Raw genomic sequence first — 20,579 nt, forward strand, 5'->3', positions numbered from 1 at the left:
ACCGGACAGGTCATGTCGCAACGGTTGGTTAGATCTACGTTGGCGAGCGCCGTATGGCTGTGGTGCATGTTGCAAATACCGCAGTCCTCGGGGCAACGCTTTCCATCCGGAACGATGGGGTTCGAAACCCCCTGGCCGTCGCCGAAGCGGAACGTAAACATGTCCATATAGACATCGACATCGGGCGAGATCAGTTCCTTAAAGTAGCCATGTTCCTTGCAGGTCTTTTCCATCCAGACCTTGCCGTCATCCGCGAACTTGCGGGCTTTGACCACACGGGTGCATTCGGGGCAGAGAGATTGCGTGTAATACGGGAGCGTCCAGGGGACTTCTCGGATCGGATGGCCGGAGTGAGTCTGTTTGGGTTGATCGACCCACGGCGGGCGGCCGTTGTCCCATTGGGATCGATCAGCCGTGTAATGGGCTTTCTTTACAGCTCCGACATTCAACATGATCTTTCTCTACCTCCGTTTGTGCCCAACAGCTTTTTTTAAATTCCGGGTCGGTGGGTGAGCAAGCTCTATGCCATTGGGCCAACATTTTTCGCAATCAAGTCATTGAAATTAAGGGATAAAATGACCGTCCATTTGTCGCTGCGCGCCACGAACTGCACTTATGAACGGGATCGTGCAGCGTAGACCCCAGGTCTGGGACATAACTTGTTATGATTATTTAATAAATCTCATTGCACCGATTGGTGCAGACTTATTGCTTTGTGTCCTGACCCATTTTGACGCTCATCCCCGATCCTGACGGCGGAGCGATCGTAAGATCCTGATCAATTTCCTCGGCATGGAGTTGGCCGGGACCGTGATCCAACACGTCCTCGCTCCACTGGATGTTGTCGATGACGCCGTAGTTGCGAAGGTAGACAACCGTTTTTCCGAAATGAATGCAGGTCACCCGGTCCACCGGCAATTTCAAATCTTGATTCCACAATTTGATGTGAATTCCTTCTTTTGGGAGTGTCCCGATGACTTCAAAACCGGGAAGATCGGTCCAGGGAAATTGCTCGATGGGGATCAAGGTTTCCGAGGTTCCTTGAAGGACGCCGGTGTCGGTGTGTCGATACGCGACAACGGCCTTCGCGCCTTCAATTTTTTCACGGTCGATTTCTCCCTGCGGTCCCTTCGCCTGCGTGGAAATTTGAAGCATTCCTCCCGATATTTGCGAAGTTTGGAGCCGGGCGTTCAATCCCTCGTAATTGCCTTGATACCGATCCTGAAGCGCTTTCGCATGATCGGTCATGCTGAAGATCTGAACGTATAGGGAGTCGCGGGTCATGATTGGGCGCCCCTTACCGGAAAGCAAAGTTCCTGTCTATGGGTCGCTCCCGTATCTTTTCGAATAGTTCTTCGACGTCTACGGCAGTTGAGGCAGCCAAACATCCGCGCTGATCGTGGTCACCGGTCCGTTCCTCCTAAAAACGTTCTTTTTGTGAAGCACCTGGACTGCCGGCGTGGCTAGCTTGTTCGAAAAATAATATAGCGGCTCCGAAGGCTGTTCGTCGGAAGCCTTGGCTTCCACAAGAAGCCAGGGGCGTCGATCCTTTATCACGCAGAAGTCGACCTCTCTTCGATCGCGGTCCCGAAGATAACGAAGCTCAAAATCCCCGTACCCTTGCGATCTCCAACAGGTCACCGCCTTCCAAAGATGGCTTGCGACCATGTTTTCGAATCGCGCGGATTCGCTCTCAACTTGCGACCAATCCCAAAGGTATAGTTTTTTCTCTTTTTTCAAGCTTCGCGTGATTTTTTGGGTAAATGGCGAAACCCGAAACGCAATAAACAAACGTTCGAAATTCTCAATCCACCCTTTGACCGTATTGAACCCGACTTCCAAATCTCTGCTCAGGGAGTTCATGCTCAGGGGAGCTCCCACTTTTGTGGGGAGAAGAAGCATCAGGTGTTCCAACAACCCTAATAGTTTTATGGAGGTTAAGGATCGGACGTCTTCCTCGATCAAACGTTCACGCCGGGTGATCGACCATCGACGGTGCGCCTCTTTCGAATTCTTGAACAACGGCTCTGGAAATCCTCCGAATTCGAATAACGAATCATATAAGACTCCTCTCTCAAGCGGCTCGAAAATAATTTTAGGAGGCAAGATTTCCGTGCCGGACAATTCTCCTACGGAAAAGGGATGAAGGTAATGAAGATGATATCTTCCGAAGAGACTGTCTCCCCCACGCCGGTAAATGTCGAGCCGTGCGCTTCCGGTTACGATAATTTTCAGCTCTTCGTGATATTTGTCGAATATCCCCTTGACGAACGTTTTCCATCGTTCGTATTTATGCACTTCGTCCAGAACGGCAAGGGAATCGTGAACAAACTGTTTTTTGAGAATCGCCTCACGATCTTCGATCAGATCCCAGTTGTAATATTTCCCCGGTTGAAGCGAGAGGATCCTCTTTGCGAGTTCCGTCTTGCCCACTTGACGGGGACCGGAAATAAAAACGAATTTTTCCCTCAGGTCCTGAAGAATTTGGGGTTCGACGCTTCGAGTGCGGTACACATCCATCCACTATCATGATGATTTTGGCATGCCAAGTTTAAAGTAGCATAAGGAAGTCCGGCGCGGGCAGCCTCCGGGGCTAATCGAATTGTAGATCCATATCATGATGTCGATGCACCGGTGACCCATGGTGCGCCATCCCACCTAAGGGTCCGTGAAAGAATAACCTTTACATCTACATCTTCTTTCACGGGCCCTAACCGTTTTTTCATTGACCATTCGGCGGCCAACCTTTTTTATGTTGTGTTCACCCATTATGCTTGGAGGTCTCACATGGGAATTCGTCGCGCGGCCCTTGCTGCAAGTGCCATCCTGTTCGTCGGAGGTTGCATGAAAATTTCGAGAACTTCAGGATCGAACCCTCAAGATCTCAAAGCGGAAATCGTCGACGGTCACGCGATTCTTCGGCTGCCGGTATCGGGATTTGAGCGTCTTTCGTTCAAAGACAAGATGCTGGCGTATCACTTGTATCAGGCGGCCGCAGCCGGGCGAGATATCAATTTTGATCAGAATCATCGCCATGCTCTTCCGATCAAGAACTTGTGCGAAGAAATCCTGCTTCACTCCAAGGGGGTCGATCGGGGCGTTTTGAACGACATCGCGCACTATTTAAAACTCCAATACTTGAACGCCGGCATCTACGCCCATCTTACGTTCGCGAAGATCCTCCCGCCCTCGGGGCTTACGTTTGAAAAACTGTCCTTCGCCGCCCAATCGGCTCAGAAAAACGGAGCGAAGTTCATGCTGGGAGGAAAGAGTTTAAATGATCACCTGGCCGAGCTTCGGCCGGCGGTCTTCGATCCGAAAGTCGAGCCTTACTGCACCAGCCGGTCGCCGGGGCCGGGAGAGGATCTCCTGACCGCCAGTGCCAACAATTATTATGAACGGGGTCTGCGTGAACATGATCTCAAGGGCTTCGCGGAGAAATATCCGCTCAACTCCAAAGTGGTTCGAAACAAAGGGAAGTTGGAGGAGAAAGTCTATCGCGCGGGGGATCCCACACGAAACGTGCCGCCCGGACTCTACGCCGAGCAACTATCGGCCGTGATTTCGCACTTGGAGGCTGCGTTGCCCTTTGCTCATGAAGTCAACGCACGGGCGCTCCGGCGGTTGATCGAATTCTACCGGACGGGAGACAATGAAACATTCGCCCAGTTCAACATCGCCTGGCTGGAATACGACCGGCCGACCGTCGATACGATCAACGGATTTATCGAGGAATACCGGGATGCCCGTGAAAAAAAGGGAGCCTGGGAGGGAACCGTCTTTTTCATCAATGAGGGAACCTCCGGCTGGCTGCGGGAAATTGCGGCGAAAGCCGATCAATACGAGAGTCACGCGCCGTTCGCCGACGCTTACAAAAGAAGAGGAATCAAACCGATTGCCAACATGGTCGAGGTATTGATCGAAACCGGAGACGGCGGCCCGATCAGCTGGAGCGGTGTGAACCTTCCGAATGATCAGTCTCTTCGGCAAAAATATGGAAGCAAGAACGTGCTCCTGTGGAACGCTCGGACGACGAAAGAGGCGTTCAGGGGCGAAAAATGGGTCCACGAGTTCATTTATCCGCCGGATCAAGAGATCGTGTTGAAACACCGCCGAACGGGGGCCGAAATCCTCGTGGGATTTCACGAGGCCCTCGGGCACGCTTCCGGAAAACAGAGCGACAGGATGAAGGGAACCCCCAGAGACCATCTTCCGGGATTTTATAGTTGGCTGGAGGAGGAACGGGCGGACCTTTTGGCGCTTCATCATGCTTGGGACCCGGAGACGTTCCGGATTCGAAAGGACTGGACGGAGGAGGCCGCGCGGGCTCTCTACAAGAGTTATCCCGCATCGGAAATGATGAATCTTGCGGAGCTGCCGGAAGGGGCGAAGGCTATCGAGGAGCCGCATGCCGTGGGCGGAAATTTCGCCGTGCATTATTTCATGAAAAAAGGCGTGGTCCGCGAAATCAAAGAAAAGATCGGGGGTCGGACCAAGACATTTTGGATGGTGCCGGATGAAAATATTTCGAAAATGCGCGAGGCCGTCGCGGAGTTGCTTCGGGAATTGCAGCGGATCAAATCCGAGGGTGATTTGCCGGCCATTCGTCGTTTGGCCGAAGAATTCGACGCGACGCAATTCGACCCCGATCTTGCGGCCGAAATTCGTCGTCGGAACCGGGAATTGGGACTCCCGAGCTATTATGCATACATCTTTCCGCAGTTAGATCTGGTTCACGAGAACGGCAAACCGAAGGATGTGAAGATCTCGTACGCGGAGAGTTTTTTGCGGCAACAGATGGCCTGGTCGGGTTACTCGCCGACCGATTTGGAACGTTTGCCTTCGCGATTGTAGACGATTTTCACGATTGAGCGTTCCGTCTTAATACGGTCTGCTCGCGGCAGGCGCGGGTGGACGAAAGCGCGAAGGCGCAGCTGATCTTTCGGATCGATTTGATCGATATGAATTCCCATGCCGGCCGGGGTCAGATTATTCGCAGCAAAGACGAACGCTTTGCTGAAGGCCACGTGTCCCCGGCATTGAATCGGCTCCTGTCCGTCCGGCAGGTGAATCATGAAGTCGATGGTCGAGCCTCGTTCTTGCGGTTGATACGATTGAATGAAGAGTCCGGAGCCGCTTAGATTGAACGATATCTCCTTCAGGGGAAATCCGGACCGGGTATCGCGAAATTCGACCGGGACGGTGGCGAGCGCCCGCGGAAAACGACGTCGGTTTTGAACTCGGGGGAATAGACACCGGTTAAACGCAAACACCATTTCGTGCAAGGAGTAAGTCTTCACAAGAGAGGACTCGGATTCCAGCCGTTCTTCGATGGATCGGATGTCGTCGTCGGGGTGGGTCCGGACGACAATGACTTTTGGACGCCGGACCGGGTTGCAGGAGAGCAGCGACGTTCGAAGTTGATCGAGGTCGAAGTCTTGCATCGTCGGATCGACCAGAATCAAGCGACAAAGATCGAAAAACTCACCGAGTTCTTTCGCCTTATTCGGCCAGCGGGCGGGAACAACGGGCCAGCAATTGAGTTGGCGGAGGGCGGTGCAAAGATTTTCGTGAAATTGTTCGAAGTAATCGAGATTATTAAGAACCAGGACCGGGTTCAGCGGCATCGCACACTCCCTCCCTCGGAGAACTCGTTCACGATGTCTCCACACCGGTAACCGGACGGGCATGGCGTGCGGTTTACGCACGCTGTAGCCTCCTGGCTTTGCGTCCCCGGCTTTCACCGGGTTTGCCACTGGCCGTCGCCAAGAATGATTATATCGTTACTTTAGTTTCTAGTAAATCATGTAAATTAACATGATTGATATCAATACACTATGTTTGATATTGGGCAAGGTGGTCCCACCCTAGTGGCAAAACAGTATCTTTAGTTCCGTCTCTTCCAAGGAGCCAAACTTGGCCATTTCCTTTTAATACTCGGCCGATTCGGTGAATGGGCTCGCTCGATAGCTCTAAAATTTCGCTATGGGCCGATGCAGGAGCCGTAAATAGAAGTTCATAATCGTCACTGGGTTCGAAACGTACTTGACTAAAGGAGGTCCCCAGCTTTTGGGCGATTTCAACGAGGGAATCGGATTCCGGAAGGGCAGACTCATCGATTTCCAGATCGACATGACTCTGCGCGGCCAAGTGGGCGCCGTCCGCTAGAAACCCATCGCTGATGTCGATCGCCGCTGACGCCAAGCCGATCAATTTCTGGCCCAAGACAAGGCGAGGCAAGGGGTTTCTCCAACGGTCGATGATTTCTTTCGCCAGGTTTTCGCGTTGAAATCCTTTTTGAAATAGGAGCAATGCAAGGGCTGCGGAACCCGGAACACCCGTGACATAAACATGATCTCCCTCGCGGGCCGTGGAGCGCAGAAGCGCGCGCCCGGACGGGACCTCACCGATGAAAGAGATCTCTACGGAAAAGGTTTTATCCCCCGTAAGGTTGCCGCCCAAGATATGCGCCCCGGCGTCCCTGACCCGCTCCTGAATTCCGCGAGCAACAGAAAGGATCTTCAAGCGGTCGATGGACGGGGGGAGGTGAAACGAAACAAGGGCACCCAAAGGCCTCGCGCCCATGGCAGCCAAATCGCTTAGACTTACGGCTGCGGCCCGGCGGCCCAACGGCTCCGGCGAAATCCAATCCCAATGAAAATGAAACCCGTCCACTTGGACGTCCGTCGTCCAGACGAGATCCATCCCTCCCCTTGGAGAGAAAACGGCCGCATCGTCACCGATCCCCAAGCCGTAAGCCGGCCGACCGAAAATCCTGGCCAGGTCGTCGATGATGACGAACTCTCCGGAGCGCTGGATCATGAACTTCCGAGGGACGGCCGATGTAAATGTTGGTGAAACCGCCAGACACTCGCCGTGGGATCGGCCGAGCGGGATATCGCCGAAAGAATCGCCACGCCGTGAACCCCTGTTTCAAGGACGTTCGGGAGTCGATCGGTGCGGATTCCGCCGATCGCGATGACCGGTAAATGCGTCGATCGGACAATGTTTCGAAGTCCTTCGAGACCCAACACCGGCCCTGCGTCGAGTTTGGAGTCAGTCGGATAGACTGGCCCGGCGCCCAGATAATCGGCTCCAGCCTCCCGAGCGGCGGCGGCCTCCTCGGGTGTATCGACGGAGGCTCCGATCAGGAAGCCGGTTCCCAAGATTCTTCGTGCGTGTCGGACGGGGAGGTCGTGAGGTCCCAAATGGACACCGTCGGCCCGGATCGAAAGTGCGACATCGACGCGATCGTTCACGATGAAAATCTTCCGCGCCGATCGACAAAGCATCGCGATGTCTTGTGCAGCCGATAGAAATTCCCGGTCCTTGAGATTCTTCGCGCGGAACTGCACGACATCTGTGTTGCCTTCAATGGCCGCTTTTGCAAGTTCTTTGTTGGAAACAAGGACGTGAAGTCGACCGATCGATTTGCGCATCTCAGAACTCCTCGACCGGCGCGGGAAGCCGGCGAAAGATCGAACGAACGGAGGAACGGATCGGCGATTCAACCAAAGCTCGTTGAAACCAGGTGAGGCCTTTTCGAACCGCGCTTTCAAGATTTTCGCCCCGACCTAAGTATGAGGCGATCGCGGAACTCAGGTGGCAGCCGCTTCCATGGGGCATGGCTTCTTGTCGCCGGGAATGCTCGAACCAAATCGGCGAAGAAAGATTCTTGGGCCAAAACAGATCGGCGACAATCTCGGCGTTTTGTTTCGCCGATTTTATGAGAACGGCGGGCACGCCGCTCGAGAGCAGTATTTCGGCCGCTCGCACGGGGGATTCGGTATCCGGCAAATCGCTCAGAGCAAATGCTTCGCCGGCATTTGGCGTCAGGAGAGCGACATGTCGGCCGAGCCTGTCCAAATATTCTTTCCGAGCCTCCGGAGGAAAGAGCTCCGTTCCATCGGACGCCCGTAAAACCGGATCCGCCACCGATGGCTGGTGAGATGTTCGGAGCAAATATTCGTGGATCGGCGCGAGAAGATCCGCACTGCCGATCGCGCCGATTTTGATCGTGTCCGGCGCCGCTTCATCCGCAAGAGCTTCGAATTGTCTTCGAAACGCCGGAACGGATACCGGCTCGACGGAAAACACTCGATCCACGCTCTGGGGGACGAGGCAGGCCAATATGGCCGACGTGCGGTATCCGAAGCGCTCAAATACGCGGCTATCGGCGAGGATGCCGGCTCCCCCGGTGGGATCAAACCCGGCGATGGTTAGGGCTCGGGGTAAAGTTTGATCGAGCACCGGCGCTTCATAGAAGACCATGAATAGGAAAGCAAACCTGAGCCGGGTCATGAGGGCCCCTTGATTCTGGCAAGCATCAAACCGATACTTTGGACCGAGGAGGAATGGAATGAAGGCGGATATCCGGCCTCCAGCTGTCGCGGGACTCTTTTATCCGGCTGAGGCCGCGGAACTGAAACGAAATGTCGCGATGCTTCTTTCGAAAGCGGCAGAGCCACCCAAAGGGCGAACGCCCAAAGCCCTGATCGTTCCCCATGCGGGATATATCTATTCCGGCCCGACGGCGGCCATGGGGTACGCCTGGCTACGTCCGATGGCGGATCAAATTCGGCGTGTCGTCCTGCTGGGCCCGTGCCATCGTGTGCCGGTGGACGGGCTTGCCCTCCCGGCCGCAAATCGTTTTCGGACACCGTTGGGAGAGATCGAGATCGATCGTGAACTCGCTCGAAAGACGCTCGAACTGCCGCAAGTTGTGGAAAATGATTCCGTCCATGCCTTCGAGCATTCTTTGGAAGTACAGCTCCCCTTCCTTCAGGAATCCTTAAAGGATTTTAAGCTGCTTCCATTCGCTGTCGGAGATGCTACTCCGGAGGAAGTCGGCGAAGTGATCGAACTGTGTCTGGGAGGTAAAGAAACGCTCGTTTTGATCAGTTCCGACCTATCGCATTACCTTCCATACGAAGCCTGTCGCCGGGTGGATCAGGGAACGGCGGAAGCGATCGTGAGTCTCGACCTGCCGATCGGCCACCGTCAGGCGTGCGGCGCCACACCGGTCAACGGTGTGCTCGATGTGGCCCGGCGCCATCACTGGCGCGCGGAACTTCTGGATCTTCGAAACTCCGGCGATACCGCCGGCGATAAAGACCGCGTCGTGGGGTATGGAGCCTTTGCATTTTTTGAAGGCGGACGTTCATGACCGAGGAGCAGGGAAAAATTCTTCTTCGATTGGCGCGGAATGCGATCGCCAAAGAGTTGGGGGAACGGACGGAAGAGATTCGGAAGGAGAATTGGCTGAACGAATCGGGAGCGACGTTCGTCACGATCATGCACAACGGAGAGCTGCGGGGCTGCATCGGTTCCATCGAGGCGCGGCGTTCGTTGGGAGAAGACGTGGAAGAAAACGCCGTGGCCGCGGCCCTTAAAGATTATCGCTTCCCGCCCCTGGAACCGGACGAGCTCGACGGGACCGAAATCGAAGTGTCACTCCTTTCTCCACTGACGGAACTCACGTTTTCCAACGAGGAGGAAGCCATCGCCCAGCTTCGTCCGGGAATCGACGGCGTCGTCTTTAAAGACAACCATGTCCGAAGTACATTTCTTCCCCAGGTGTGGGAAAAACTGCCGGACGCCCGGAAGTTCTTGACGGAACTCAAACTTAAAGCGGGTTTGGCGCCCAATTTCTGGTCGCCGGAGGTTCGGCTCTATCGTTATGCGGTGACAAAGTGGAGGGAGAAGGACCTATGAACAGCATCCCTTATCCCGGTCGCTGGTGGCACATGCTGGAAGACGGCCGGATGCAATGCGATCTCTGTCCGCGAGATTGCCGTTTGCATGACGGTCAGCGGGGGCACTGCTTTGTCCGGCAACGGGTCGGCGATCAAATGATTCTGACGACGTACGGTCGCTCATCCGGTTTTTGCGTGGACCCGATGGAGAAAAAACCGCTCAACCATTTTTATCCCGGAAGCAGCGTTCTTTCGTTCGGAACGGCGGGGTGCAACCTTGCATGTCGATTCTGTCAAAACTGGGATATCAGCAAATCGAGGGACGTGGAGCGACTTGCCGATCAGGCGACGCCGGAGATGATCGCCCTCCGAGCCGAGGAGCTGAGCTGCAAGGGCGTGGCGTTTACATACAACGATCCGGTCATTTTTGCCGAATATGCGATGGACGTCGCCGATGCCTGTCATGAGCGGGGACTTCAGGCGGTGGCGGTGACGGCGGGATATGTCCATGCCGAACCTCGAACGGAATTTTACGCGAAAATGGATGCGGCCAATGTTGATCTCAAGGCCTTCACGGAAGAATTCTATTTCAAGTTGACTGGAGCGCATCTGGCGCCTGTTCTCGAGACGTTGGTTTATCTAAAGAACGAAACAAAAGTTTGGTTTGAGATTACGACGCTGGTCATCCCCGGATACAACGATTCGGAAAAGGAGATCACGGAAGAGTGCGAGTGGATTTTGAAAAATCTGGGTCCGGACGTCCCGATCCATTTCTCCGCATTCCATCCCGACTATAAGATGCTGGATGTTCCGCCAACACCTGTTTCGACGCTCACGAAGGCATATGAGATCGCCACAAAAACAGGCCTTCATTTCGCTTACACCGGAAATGTTCATGATTCAGCCGGGGACACGACCTTTTGTCCCAACTGCCGAAAGGCGCTGATCGTTCGCGATTGGTACGAGATCGACGAATATCTTCTAACTGCCGAAGGTAAGTGCCCCAGTTGCGGAACCGCCATCGCCGGCCGGTTCGGTCCTTTCACGAAGGCCTTCGGTCGCCAACGCATTCCGGTCTCTATTCAACGAATTTCGAAAATCCTTTAGTCTTTCTGCAAAGCACGGTACGCGACCTGCTCGGCCTGCTCGGCGATGTCGGGAATTCCGATTCCTCTGTAACCGTTACCGACCAGAAAGAGTCCCGGCATATCCTTCAGAAGCGATTCCATTTCTTGGAGCCGTTGAAGATGGCCGACGGAATAACGAGGCATCGTCTCCGTCCACCTCGAAAGCGAGGTGAAGGTGGGTGGTTTATGAATCTGAAGCAAACGCTCGAGGTCGCGCTGCGTCGTCGAAATCAAGGACGAGTCGTCCAGATTCGTCGATTCCTGACCTACAAACGCCCGCAACAGGACCGACCCCTCAGGCGCACGATCGATGAATTTTTCGCTCGAAAAGGAGCAACCGAGAAGAAGCCGGTTTTCCACAGCGGGAACTACGAACCCCATGCCGTCGAGGGGATGGTCGATATCTCGGCGGGAGTACGCAAAATTAATTGTGGCTACGGAAGAGTAGCTCGTCTTGGAGAGCAAGGACGATACGGAAGGAGCGACGTCCCGGAGCAATCTCTGAGCTGTCGGCGCCGATATCGCCAGAACCAAGAGATCCGACGGAAGCGTTTCACCGGAATCGGACCGAACTTCCCAACCCTTCGACGAATGTACGATGGATTTGGCTTTTGTTTTCATTCGTATGTTACATCCGGCAATTCTCTCCGCCAGTCGTTTTGTGAGCGTGTCCATCCCCTGTCGAAAGGAGAGAAAGAGACCGTATCTCGGTCCGCTCGCGTCCTCAGCTTTTCCGAAAGCACCGTTCTGAGCCGCTCGGGCGGCGCGAAGGCCGCGGATCACACTTCCATATTTCTGTTCCATTTCCAGGAAACGGGGGAAGGTGGCCATCAAACTCAATTCATAAGGATCCGCCGAGTAGATCCCCGCCACCATCGGCTGGGCGACCCGTTCCAAAGCTTCTCTTCCCAGGCGCCGGAGGACAAATGAGGCGAGCGACTCATCATCAATCGAACGCCGGGCGGGGAGAACGAGATCGAGTAGCAATCTCATTTTTCCGAATGGACTGATGACGGGTGAAAAGAGAAAAGGGCGGAACGAAATGGGAGCCAATAGGTAAAAGTCTTGCGGCATCTGAAGGAGTCGGCCGTTTCGGACGATAAAGCTTCTTCGATGATCGGGCTGCGTTCCGATCAGTTCCGATTCAAGGCCCAACTCCTTGGCTAGAGCTAAGCCCGCCGGCTTCACCGAAAGAAAACAGTCGGGGCCCTTTTCCAAGAGAAATCCGTCGCGACGGTCGGTCTGAATCACACCGCCGAGCCGATCGGAAGATTCGAGCAGCGTCAGGTCGAGAGAAACGGCGCGTTCGCGAGCCCTCGCCAGAAGGCGGTACGCCGAAGCGAGGCCCGCAATACCGCCGCCGATAATTGTGACACGAAGAACCGGTCTCATAAATGGATTCGTCGCGAGACCGAGCGAAAAGCCCGCGATCGAGGCCGCGGGGTCAAAATGCCCGGAAGCGTACTTGAATAGGTACGTTGAGGACATTTTGACCCGAGAACATAGAGCACGGGCTTTGCAGCCGGTCGCAGCAGAAAACATTTATGAGACCGGTTCATCATCGAGCCGAAGTCTCGTGAACGAAGTCAATCAGGAAGCGGACATTGTCCTCGGGAGTATTCGGAAGGATTCCATGCCCCAGATTGAAGATATGGCCGACGGTTCCGGCATTTTCGAGAACTTTCTTCGCTTCCTTTTGGATGACGTCGCGCGGGCAAAGCAGAACGGTGGGATCCAGGTTGCCTTGGACGGAAATATCCCCTAAACGTTTGCGGGCATCGGCGATGGAAATTCGGAAATCGACGCCGATGACGCTGCCTCCCGCTTCTTTCATCGCTTCCAGCAATAATCCGGATCCTGCTCCGAAGTGAATCGTGGGAAATTCGGAAGGGAGAGCGTCGAAGATCGTTTTGGAGTGGGGAAGCACGTAAGTGCGGTAATCCTCGGGACTCAACGATCCCACCCAACTGTCAAAAAGTTGTACAGTTTCGGCGCCGGCATCGATTTGAGCCTGCAGATATGATGCCGTTCCTCGAGCGATGTGCGAAAGGAGTCGATTCCACGTGTCGGGATCCGATCGCATCAGCGCTTTCGTCTTTGCGAAGTTCTTCGAGGAACCCCCCTCGATGATATAAGACGCGACGGTATAAGGCGCGCCTGCGAAGCCGATGACGGGAATATCGGGCCGGAGCTCCTTGCGAACGAGCCGAATTGCGTCCGGTACGAATTTAAGGGTTTCCTTCGGGTTGGGATCGCGCAGACGTTTGAGATCGGCGCTGTTTGAAAAGGGATTGTGAATGACCGGTCCGTCGCCCTGGCTGAATTCCAACTGAAACCCCATCGGTTCTGTGATTAACAGGATATCGGCGAAAATGATGGCGGCGTCGGCACCGATCTTGTTCACCGCCGTGACGGTGGCCTCACAAACCAGATCGGGACGCTTGCAGAGTTCCAGGAATCCCACGTTGGAGCGCAAATCGCGGTACTCCTTCATATACCGGCCGATCTGTCGCATGAGCCAAATGGGCGTGAATGATGTGCGTTCGCCGCGACAAGCTTTAAGAAACGTGGATTCCTTCACGGGCGTTACGCCTATCAGAAGAGTCGGGCATTTTCATCTGATATCGACGGGCGGGTTGTCGCTGCGAATTTTGTAAAATTTACCTGGATTTTTTTTGCGACTTGTTATATGCGGGAATGAAAGGGCGTACTTCGTGGGGACGAAGTACAAAGTGAAGGGGAGCTGAAGGGGGACATCCAAACAGCTCTGAAATAAGAAGGTCGCTGTCAGGCGCAACGGCCCGGGCACGGGTCCGTTCACTTTGCGGCGATTCTTCCGCCGTCCAAAAGACGGAAACGCTTGGAAAAAGGGGGGATCCATGCGAAGGGGGAGGATTGCGACCGCAATCGTCGCATCGGTGTGTCTGGGTCATTCGTTCGTTCTGGCGTCCGATTCCACAACATTTGAAAAATCGAGGAAGTTTTTCAGTGCTTCAAACAAACTCGCGGGCGGACGGGAGACCGCCTACGAGAGAGCGTTCGTGGCCACGGCCCGCTACCTTGCAAGTTTGCGGGACGCCTACGGGTTCCAAAGCGATGTCGATTTCGCGGCCGTCGAGAGTGTCGAAATCGCCGGGCACTTTTGTTTTACGCACGCTCAGACCTATCGATCGATCGCCGTCTTAGGGGCCGCTTCCAAGATCTGTTTCAACCCGTTGGGTGATATCGAGGAAACCGGGGCTACGCTGTGCAAATCGGACTGCCTCAGCCATTCCACGGCGACGCCGCTAACGGATGCCGATGTGGTGGCCATTGCGGTCCAGGAGATGCAGAAAGTTCTCGGCGACCGATTGGGAAACATCGTAGACGTTTCGAAAGCGGAGGCGATTTGGGTGGAGGATCCCCAATCGACGGATAAAAGAGGGATCACGTTGGCGTATGCCGTCGAGATGGGTACGGAAAATCCGAAAGGCCGCTATCGGGCCTACATCCATGGGGCTTCTCGGAAACTGATGACGTACGAGAAGCGAATTTGGGAGATCACCGGTTACGGGAATGCCTACTTAATCGATCCGAACACGTCCAAAGGGGTAACGCCCGTGGAACTGACCAATCTGATCCGTTTCGAGCGCCTGGAAAGTCCGACACATTCGATTGTGAACGAAGACGGGCCCAATGTGTCGAAATCCGACGGAAAATACTATTTCACCGAGATCGATGCTCAATTGGATGAGGTTCAAGCCTATTACGCTTTAGACTTAGCGGTCAGCGGTCTTAAGAAGCTCGGCTATAACCCATTCGGCCTCATTCCGGTCGTCGTGCACTACGGCGATCGATATGACAACGCGTTCTACGACGGTCAAATGATCGCCCTGGGAGACGGGAACGGGACGATCCTCGATCTCGCGCGCGACAACTCCGTGACGATTCATGAGTACGGCCACGCCGTGGTCGACCATCTGGCCCACATTAAAATGATGTGGGATATCGGGGACGGCGGAGCCATTCACGAGGGGTACGGGGACTACTTCGCGTGTGCGCTGTTGAACGTGCCGTTCTTGGGGCGGGGTGTATTTACGGACGGTTCTCCTCTCCGAAAGTGCAACACCGATCTCGCGTACTCAACGCATGAGAATCCCGATCCGCACGAGGCGGGAAAAGTGTGGTCGGGAGCGTTGTGGGAGTTTCGCGAGCAGATGGGGCGACCAAGGGGAGATGGGGCCGGCGTGGCGGATCGAATCGCTCTTCAGGCACTCGGTCGAATTCAGTCCACCGGCAGAATGGGGACGACGCTTCTGATCGATACGTATCGAGCCGTGCAAGCGGCCGACCGCGCGCTATACCGCGGGCGCCATTTGAAGACGCTCGAAGATATTTTTCGGAGACGAGGGTTCTTGGAATGAGAACTATTTAGCAGCGGCTTTGGAGGAAAGGATTTTGTAAATCCCGGTTCCGCAGGTGCCGCAGTTGCCTTTAACCGCGGGGCGACCGTTTTTCATCTGAACGGTCTGCGGGTTGCTGACCGTGCGCTTGGCTTTGCATTTGACGCAATATGCTTCCAGAGTCTCGTCCGCCATGTCCTCTCCTTGAGAAGTCGGCATTTAACCGGGGTTCGTTTGATTGGTCAACCTATTCGCTAATGGAAGTTTCGGCTCTTGAGAGAAAATGTTTTGGAGCCGTCGTCGAAACGAAGAGGCCAGGCGTCGGAGGCGAGAATGCTGACCGCGAGACCGTCGCGTTGAAGGGCTCCTTCGATCAAAAGAAACGAGTGATGAAGCGTGCCTCGAAGGCGCTGATAATTCTTCGGGTCGACGGCGACGTTTACAAAACCGGTTTCATCTTCCAGCGTCAGAAAAACCATTCCGTGCGCCGTAGGGGGGCTTTGCCGGACGATGACCCATCCACCGGCGCGGGCTTTTTTCCCCGGCGTTTCACGCGTTAATTGATCGGCCGGGATGGCGCCGTATCGCTCCAACTGCTCGCGTACCAAAGCGGCGGGGTGGGCGAAGACGGAGACGCCGACCGCCTCGTAATCGGTCAAAACTCTTTCGGGAGGTGACAAGACGGGAAAATGCACCCTCGGTTCGGGGAGAGGGCGGTCTCCGTCCAATTCGGTGTGGCTTAAGAAAAGCGCCTCGAGTTTCCAGAGCGCCTGGCGGCGATCCAGGCCGAATGAGGAAAAAGCGTCGGCGGCGGCCAAATAAAAGAGCTGGGTTCGGTTGAGACCGGTTCGAACGAAAAAATCCTCCAGCGATGCAAACGGACGCGCCGTTCTTTTTGATATGATTTGATTCGCCGTCGTTCGGCTGATCGCCCGTACCAAACGAAATCCCAAACGGAGCGCCGGATGCTCGAGCGCGCAGTCCCATCCGGAGGAAGAAATATCGACGGGGCGGATTTCATGGTGGTGCCGGCGGAGGTCCTCGATCAGGGAATGAGGAGCGTAAAATCCCATCGGCTGGGAGTTCAGCAGGGCGCAGGTGAACGCGACGGGATAGTAACATTTCAAATAAGCGGAGGCGTAAACCAGCAGCGCGAAAGAGGCCGAGTGGGATTCCGGAAATCCGAATTCGCCGAAACTTTCGATCTGCTTGAAGATCTCAAGCGCATCGGCGTGAGCAATGCCGTTTTTTTTCAAGCCGCCGATCAGCCGATCGGCCAGCGAGAGAATACTTTTCGATCGCGACGTCCGCCAAATGCCCATGGCCCGGCGGAGTTGATCGGCCTCGCCGGCGCTGAAACCGGCCACGGCGACCGCCATTTTCATGACCTGTTCCTGGAAGAGAGGGACGCCGCAGGTTTTGGCTAAGATCGATTCAAGCGCCGGATGGGCGTAGCGAATTTTTTCTTCTCCTCGCCGGCGGCGCAAGAAAGGATGCACCATCCCGCCTTGAATCGGGCCGGGGCGGACGATGGCGACTTCGATGACGAGGTCGGGAAAGGTTCTCGGCTGAAGGCGGGGGAGCATCCCCATCTGCGCGCGCGATTCAACTTGAAAAACCCCCACCGTATCGGCCTGACAAATCATTTCATAAACAACCGGATCTTCGGGTGGAATTGCAGAAAGCGATAATGAACGCTTATCTGAGTTGTTGATCGAGTCGAAACATTTACGGAGAGCGGTGAGCATGCCGAGGCCAAGAATGTCGACCTTGAGCATTCCGACTGCAGCCAGGTCGTTCTTGTCCCATTGAATGATCGTGCGGTTGGGCATGGCGGCATTCTCGATGGGGACGCTTTCGATAAGTGGATCTTTGGTGAGGACAAATCCCCCCACATGGGTTCCCAAGTGCCGCGGGAATCCCCCAATTTGTGTGACCAGCGAAAGAAGTTGCTTGGAAAACGTGGCAGAAGAATTCACTCCGCGGTCTTTCAAGAACTGTTCGTTGATTTCTCCGTAATCGCGCCGGTGATAGGACGTTGCCAGGTTATTGGCCCGCTCGTGAGAAAGGCCGAGCGCTTTCGAAACCTCCCGCAGGGCGGAGCGTTCCCGGTAGCAGATGACTTCCGCCACCATGCCGGCCCGGTCGCGGCCGTAGCGTTGAAAGATGTACTGAATCACCTCTTCGCGCCGTTCATGTTCGAAATCGACGTCGATGTCGGGAGGTTCTCCCCGTTCGGCCGAAAGAAAACGTTCGAAGAGGAGATTCATCCGGACGGGATCGATGGCGGTGATTCCCAAAACGTAGCAGACGGCGGAATTGGCCGCCGAGCCCCGTCCTTGGCAGAGGATCCCCCGCGATCTGGCGTACCGCACGATGTCCCAAATCGTCAGAAAGTAATCTTCGAAACGGAGTTCGCGGATCAGGCGGAGTTCGTGAGTCAGCTGCCGGCGGACGTCATCCGGAATGCCGGAGGCATAGGTCCGCTCTGCGCCTCCCCACGTCAGCTCGGAGAGAAATTCATGGGCGGTTTTTCCGGCGGGAAGAAATTCGTCGGGATAGACGTATCGGAGTTCATCGAGCGAAAAACAGCATTGCTCGGCCAGTTCGACCGAGCGGCGGAGAGCCTCGGGCCGGTCTGAAAAAAGAACGGCCATTTCACGAACGGATTTGAGGCGCCGTTCGGCGTTGGAAAAGAGAAGATGCCCCGCTTTCTCCACCGTCGTCCTGTGCCGGATCGCCGTCAGGACATCGTGAAGCGCTTGCCGGCCGGCGGCATGATAATGAACGTCGTTCGTCGCGACGATCGGGATGGAGAACTGTTTGGATTGTTCGATGGCTTCCACGGTTCGGCGAATATCCGAAGCTTCAAGGGTTCGATGGAGGGCAATGAAAAGCCGCGCGCCGAAAATCTCTTTAAGGTGTTCCAGAGTCGGAGCGTCGTACGGAGGAGGGGACAAGGCCAAAAGATCTCCGGAACGGGAGCGGAGATCTTCCCAGCGGAGAAAAGTCTCTCCTTTCGGTGCAGCTTGTTTGGTCGTCGAGATCAATCGGCAAAGATTGGCGTAGCCCTGGCGGGAAGTGACCAGGAGAACGATCGGTATTTTCAGTCCACGCGCGTTCAACGTCATTTCGGCGCCGACGATCAGAGGCAAGCCGCATTCTTTGGCGGCCGTATGCGCGCGAACGACGCCGTAGACACCGTCACGGTCGGTAACGGCCAGAGCCGAAAGCTCAAGTTCCCTGGCTCGCTGAACCAGTTCTTCCGGATGCGACGCTCCCTCCAAAAACGAGAAATTCGTCTTGCACCGCAGCTCTGCATATGCGGGCGTACCCATGTTTAAAATCCATTTTCCTTTGCAAAATGCATCTGATTTTCGTTAGGCCAAAAATCGGACGCACATCTGTTCAAGGAAGGAGTTTCCGTCCACGGATGTGGGTTCAAAGAACGAAGACGGGTGGCGCGGCGGGGGCACCCAGACCACGCGCAGGTACGAGCATGGTCTGGGGGATACCGCCGCGACCGGAGCCCGTCGTTCTTAATAAACAGAGAACGAGAGTATTTAATCAAAATACCCATGGAGGAAAAAGCGCTGGTCGGGGAGGTTTTGGAAAATCCATAGGCGCTGCCCCCCCTCGGCTTCCGCCACGAAATAATCGCGCGCGTAAGCGTCGCCGCTCCACCATTCGCCGGCCAATCTCTCCGGCCCGGCGAGTGAAAGCACGGCGTAACGCTCTTTTTTGGAGCGGAGGAAAAAAGAGTTCTCTCTTCGTTCCACTTCCAACGGTTCGGGCGGGGAGAGAAGCAACAAAGGGCGAAGCGGGAGTGTGGCGGGAGGCGGTGGAGGAGAACTGTTCTGTTCAGGCTGGAAAGGGACCGGGTTCCACGAAAATTCCGGACGATATCGTTCGCGCAGAGCCGCCGCCGAAATAACGTTGGGCCCGAGGCCGGCGACCAGTCGCCCCAGCAATTCGGCCAAGGATTCCTGTTGATCGGCGACATTGGCGTCAAACAGATGGAATTGAGTCGGACGCTTACGGATCGGCAGCGAAAGCTCGACGGCGAACGATACGATCGGCGCTTGAAGCGTCAGCCGTGAAAGCCGCTCGCGAACGATCTGGAGCAGGCCTTTGGAGCGCCGGAGCGGGCGGGAGAGCGGAACGGAAAGTTCCGTTTCCACGCAATCTTCCGTTTCAATATAGAGGACAAGCTCCAGCGCCGCGTTCAGATCTTTTTGAAGGCGTCGCTCCAATTTTTCCAACAATGTTTTGGCCACAAAGAGGATCGGCTCCAGAGAACCGACCGAGGATTCAAAACTGTGGGACTCCCGATACGTGACGGAAGGTTCAAAAGGGCGGAGGGGGAGTTCATCGATCCCCCTCGCTCGTCGATGGAGGTCAACTCCCAAAGGCCCGAAACGAGAGCCGATGGTGGAGGCCGGCAGCCGGGCGAAATCGCCGAGCGTACGAAGTCCCAAAAGGGTGAGAACCTGAATCGCGCGTGAGGCGGCGTCTGTTTCCGCGGGGGTTGGAGGCGAAAGCGGATTGACGAGAAATCGGAGAGATTCGATCGAAAGGGGCGAAAGGAGAGAAGCGATTTCTCCGGAAGGGGCCAGAATCGGTTTCATGGTTCGCGAACGTGCCAATGCCCCGGCTGCGGCGAGATTATCCGCCAGGCTTACGTGAGCCTGAATCTGTCGCTCCGAAAGCCAACGAGACAAACGGGAGAGAAGGTTGGATTCTCCGTCAAACAGGCGTGTGGAAGCGGTGACGTCGATATACACCAGATCCGGCGGGCGGATTCCGAGCCGCGGAGAAAAAGCGAGAAGCTTCTCCGCAAGCTCAGGAAGCGACGCGGGATCCGGTGATTTCGGGAAATAAATCGCCAGGATTCGTCTTTGCATCGAGGGAGACCTCCATTTCAAGTTTGGGAAGCATGCGCCGGCTTTTCAGGATCCGGAGATAGAGACGATCGCTTCGGGATCGTTCGACGTTGCATCGCAGGGCGAACGCGAAGTTTCCGGTTCCACGATGGGCGTGTCGGAGAAAGAGAACCGTGCTCCCGCTCCTTTCGGCTGCGAGTTGCAGTCTGCGGGTTTCGCGTTCGTTATAATAGGAGAAGTATGCGTTGAGGATGAGAGGAAAAAGCCCACTGCGCACGACCTGCTCGCTGGCCCAGCGGCAACGCTCTTCGCTTTCGGGGCGAAGCCACAAAATACGGCCCAGATCGATTCCCTCCCGGGCGAGAGCAGGGGGAAAGAAGCTCGCTCCTTTCGTGATCAACGCCACGGGGATTTTTTTCTGCGTCAGCGCGGCCACCGATTTGAACGCCAGGGAAGCTTTTCCCCCGCCTTCTTTTCCGCAAAGTTCGTTGA

At 55.4% G+C, this 20,579-nt stretch carries 18 protein-coding genes and 1 riboswitch; of the genes, 5 read left to right on the top strand and 13 right to left on the bottom strand.

The window, feature by feature from the left end:
• From VI895_03000 to VI895_03010, 3 genes are all read right to left on the bottom strand, one after another.
• The coding region (locus VI895_03000; GenBank protein ID HLG18770.1) for a hypothetical protein at positions 1-452 on the bottom strand (452 nt) is incomplete at its 3' end.
• 253 nt (positions 453-705) lie between these two features.
• The gene (locus VI895_03005; GenBank protein ID HLG18771.1) at positions 706-1,284 is read right to left on the bottom strand and encodes a hypothetical protein; all 579 of its coding nucleotides are present in this window, start codon (positions 1,282-1,284) and stop codon (positions 706-708) included.
• Positions 1,285-1,362: 78 nt separating this feature from the next.
• Positions 1,363-2,514, bottom strand: coding sequence for an AAA family ATPase (locus VI895_03010; GenBank protein HLG18772.1), 1,152 nt, complete (start codon positions 2,512-2,514; stop codon positions 1,363-1,365).
• Between the two features lie 330 nt (positions 2,515-2,844).
• On the opposite strand from VI895_03010, the gene VI895_03015 reads away from it, so the two are divergent.
• The gene (locus VI895_03015; protein ID HLG18773.1) at positions 2,845-4,854 is read left to right on the top strand and encodes a peptidase M49; all 2,010 of its coding nucleotides are present in this window, start codon (positions 2,845-2,847) and stop codon (positions 4,852-4,854) included.
• On the opposite strand, the gene VI895_03020 is transcribed toward VI895_03015, so the two are convergent.
• The 4 genes from VI895_03020 to VI895_03035 form a co-directional block, all read right to left on the bottom strand.
• Complete coding sequence (locus VI895_03020; GenBank protein HLG18774.1) at positions 4,812-5,627, bottom strand: PilZ domain-containing protein; 816 nt, start codon at positions 5,625-5,627, stop codon at positions 4,812-4,814. The two genes, VI895_03015 and VI895_03020, sit on opposite strands and share 43 nt — an antisense overlap.
• A gap of 43 nt (positions 5,628-5,670) precedes the next feature.
• Positions 5,671-5,764: riboswitch (cyclic di-GMP riboswitch) on the bottom strand.
• A gap of 71 nt (positions 5,765-5,835) precedes the next feature.
• Entirely contained in the window at positions 5,836-6,822 is a 987-nt protein-coding gene (gene thiL / locus VI895_03025) for a thiamine-phosphate kinase (GenBank protein ID HLG18775.1), read from the bottom strand.
• Positions 6,819-7,439 (bottom strand): thiamine phosphate synthase, encoded by a 621-nt coding sequence (thiE, locus tag VI895_03030; protein HLG18776.1) that lies wholly within the window; start codon positions 7,437-7,439, stop codon positions 6,819-6,821. Before thiE ends, thiL begins: the two co-directional genes overlap by 4 nt.
• 1 nt (position 7,440) lies before the next feature.
• On the bottom strand, positions 7,441-8,301 hold the full coding sequence (locus VI895_03035; protein ID HLG18777.1) for a hydroxymethylpyrimidine/phosphomethylpyrimidine kinase: 861 nt from the start codon (positions 8,299-8,301) through the stop codon (positions 7,441-7,443).
• A gap of 58 nt (positions 8,302-8,359) precedes the next feature.
• Here VI895_03035 and amrB point away from each other — a divergent pair, with 58 nt between their 5' ends.
• From amrB to amrS, 3 genes are read left to right on the top strand one after another with little or no spacing between them, the layout of a single operon-like run.
• Positions 8,360-9,166 (top strand): AmmeMemoRadiSam system protein B, encoded by an 807-nt coding sequence (gene amrB / locus VI895_03040; GenBank protein ID HLG18778.1) that lies wholly within the window; start codon positions 8,360-8,362, stop codon positions 9,164-9,166.
• On the top strand, positions 9,163-9,714 hold the full coding sequence (gene amrA / locus VI895_03045) for an AmmeMemoRadiSam system protein A (GenBank protein HLG18779.1): 552 nt from the start codon (positions 9,163-9,165) through the stop codon (positions 9,712-9,714). The genes amrB and amrA overlap by 4 nt, the downstream gene beginning before the upstream one ends.
• On the top strand, positions 9,711-10,802 hold the full coding sequence (amrS, locus tag VI895_03050) for an AmmeMemoRadiSam system radical SAM enzyme (GenBank protein ID HLG18780.1): 1,092 nt from the start codon (positions 9,711-9,713) through the stop codon (positions 10,800-10,802). The genes amrA and amrS overlap by 4 nt, the downstream gene beginning before the upstream one ends.
• On the opposite strand, the gene hemG is transcribed toward amrS, so the two are convergent.
• Both hemG and hemE read right to left on the bottom strand, forming a co-directional pair.
• Complete coding sequence (hemG, locus tag VI895_03055; protein HLG18781.1) at positions 10,799-12,214, bottom strand: protoporphyrinogen oxidase; 1,416 nt, start codon at positions 12,212-12,214, stop codon at positions 10,799-10,801. The two genes, amrS and hemG, sit on opposite strands and share 4 nt — an antisense overlap.
• Positions 12,215-12,380: 166 nt before the next feature.
• Positions 12,381-13,403, bottom strand: a complete 1,023-nt coding sequence (gene hemE, locus VI895_03060; GenBank protein HLG18782.1) for a uroporphyrinogen decarboxylase — start codon at positions 13,401-13,403, stop codon at positions 12,381-12,383.
• Between the two features lie 298 nt (positions 13,404-13,701).
• Between hemE and VI895_03065 the strand changes: the two genes are divergently transcribed.
• Positions 13,702-15,225, top strand: a complete 1,524-nt coding sequence (locus tag VI895_03065; GenBank protein ID HLG18783.1) for a hypothetical protein — start codon at positions 13,702-13,704, stop codon at positions 15,223-15,225.
• Positions 15,226-15,228: 3 nt separating this feature from the next.
• Here the strand turns inward: VI895_03065 and VI895_03070 are convergent, their stop codons facing one another.
• The 4 genes from VI895_03070 to VI895_03085 form a co-directional block, all read right to left on the bottom strand.
• Complete coding sequence (locus tag VI895_03070) at positions 15,229-15,399, bottom strand: DUF5679 domain-containing protein (protein ID HLG18784.1); 171 nt, start codon at positions 15,397-15,399, stop codon at positions 15,229-15,231.
• Positions 15,400-15,458: 59 nt separating this feature from the next.
• Positions 15,459-18,542, bottom strand: a complete 3,084-nt coding sequence (locus VI895_03075) for an error-prone DNA polymerase (GenBank protein HLG18785.1) — start codon at positions 18,540-18,542, stop codon at positions 15,459-15,461.
• A 225-nt stretch (positions 18,543-18,767) separates the two neighbouring features.
• Positions 18,768-20,108: a hypothetical protein gene (locus VI895_03080; protein HLG18786.1), complete on the bottom strand. Its 1,341-nt coding sequence runs from the start codon at positions 20,106-20,108 to the stop codon at positions 18,768-18,770.
• A partial coding sequence (locus VI895_03085) for a hypothetical protein (protein ID HLG18787.1) occupies positions 20,047-20,579 on the bottom strand: 533 nt, incomplete at its 5' end. The genes VI895_03080 and VI895_03085, both read right to left, overlap by 62 nt.

This window comes from Bdellovibrionota bacterium (genome assembly GCA_035292885.1).
Lineage (GTDB): Bacteria > Bdellovibrionota_G > JALEGL01 > JALEGL01 > DATDPG01 > DATDPG01.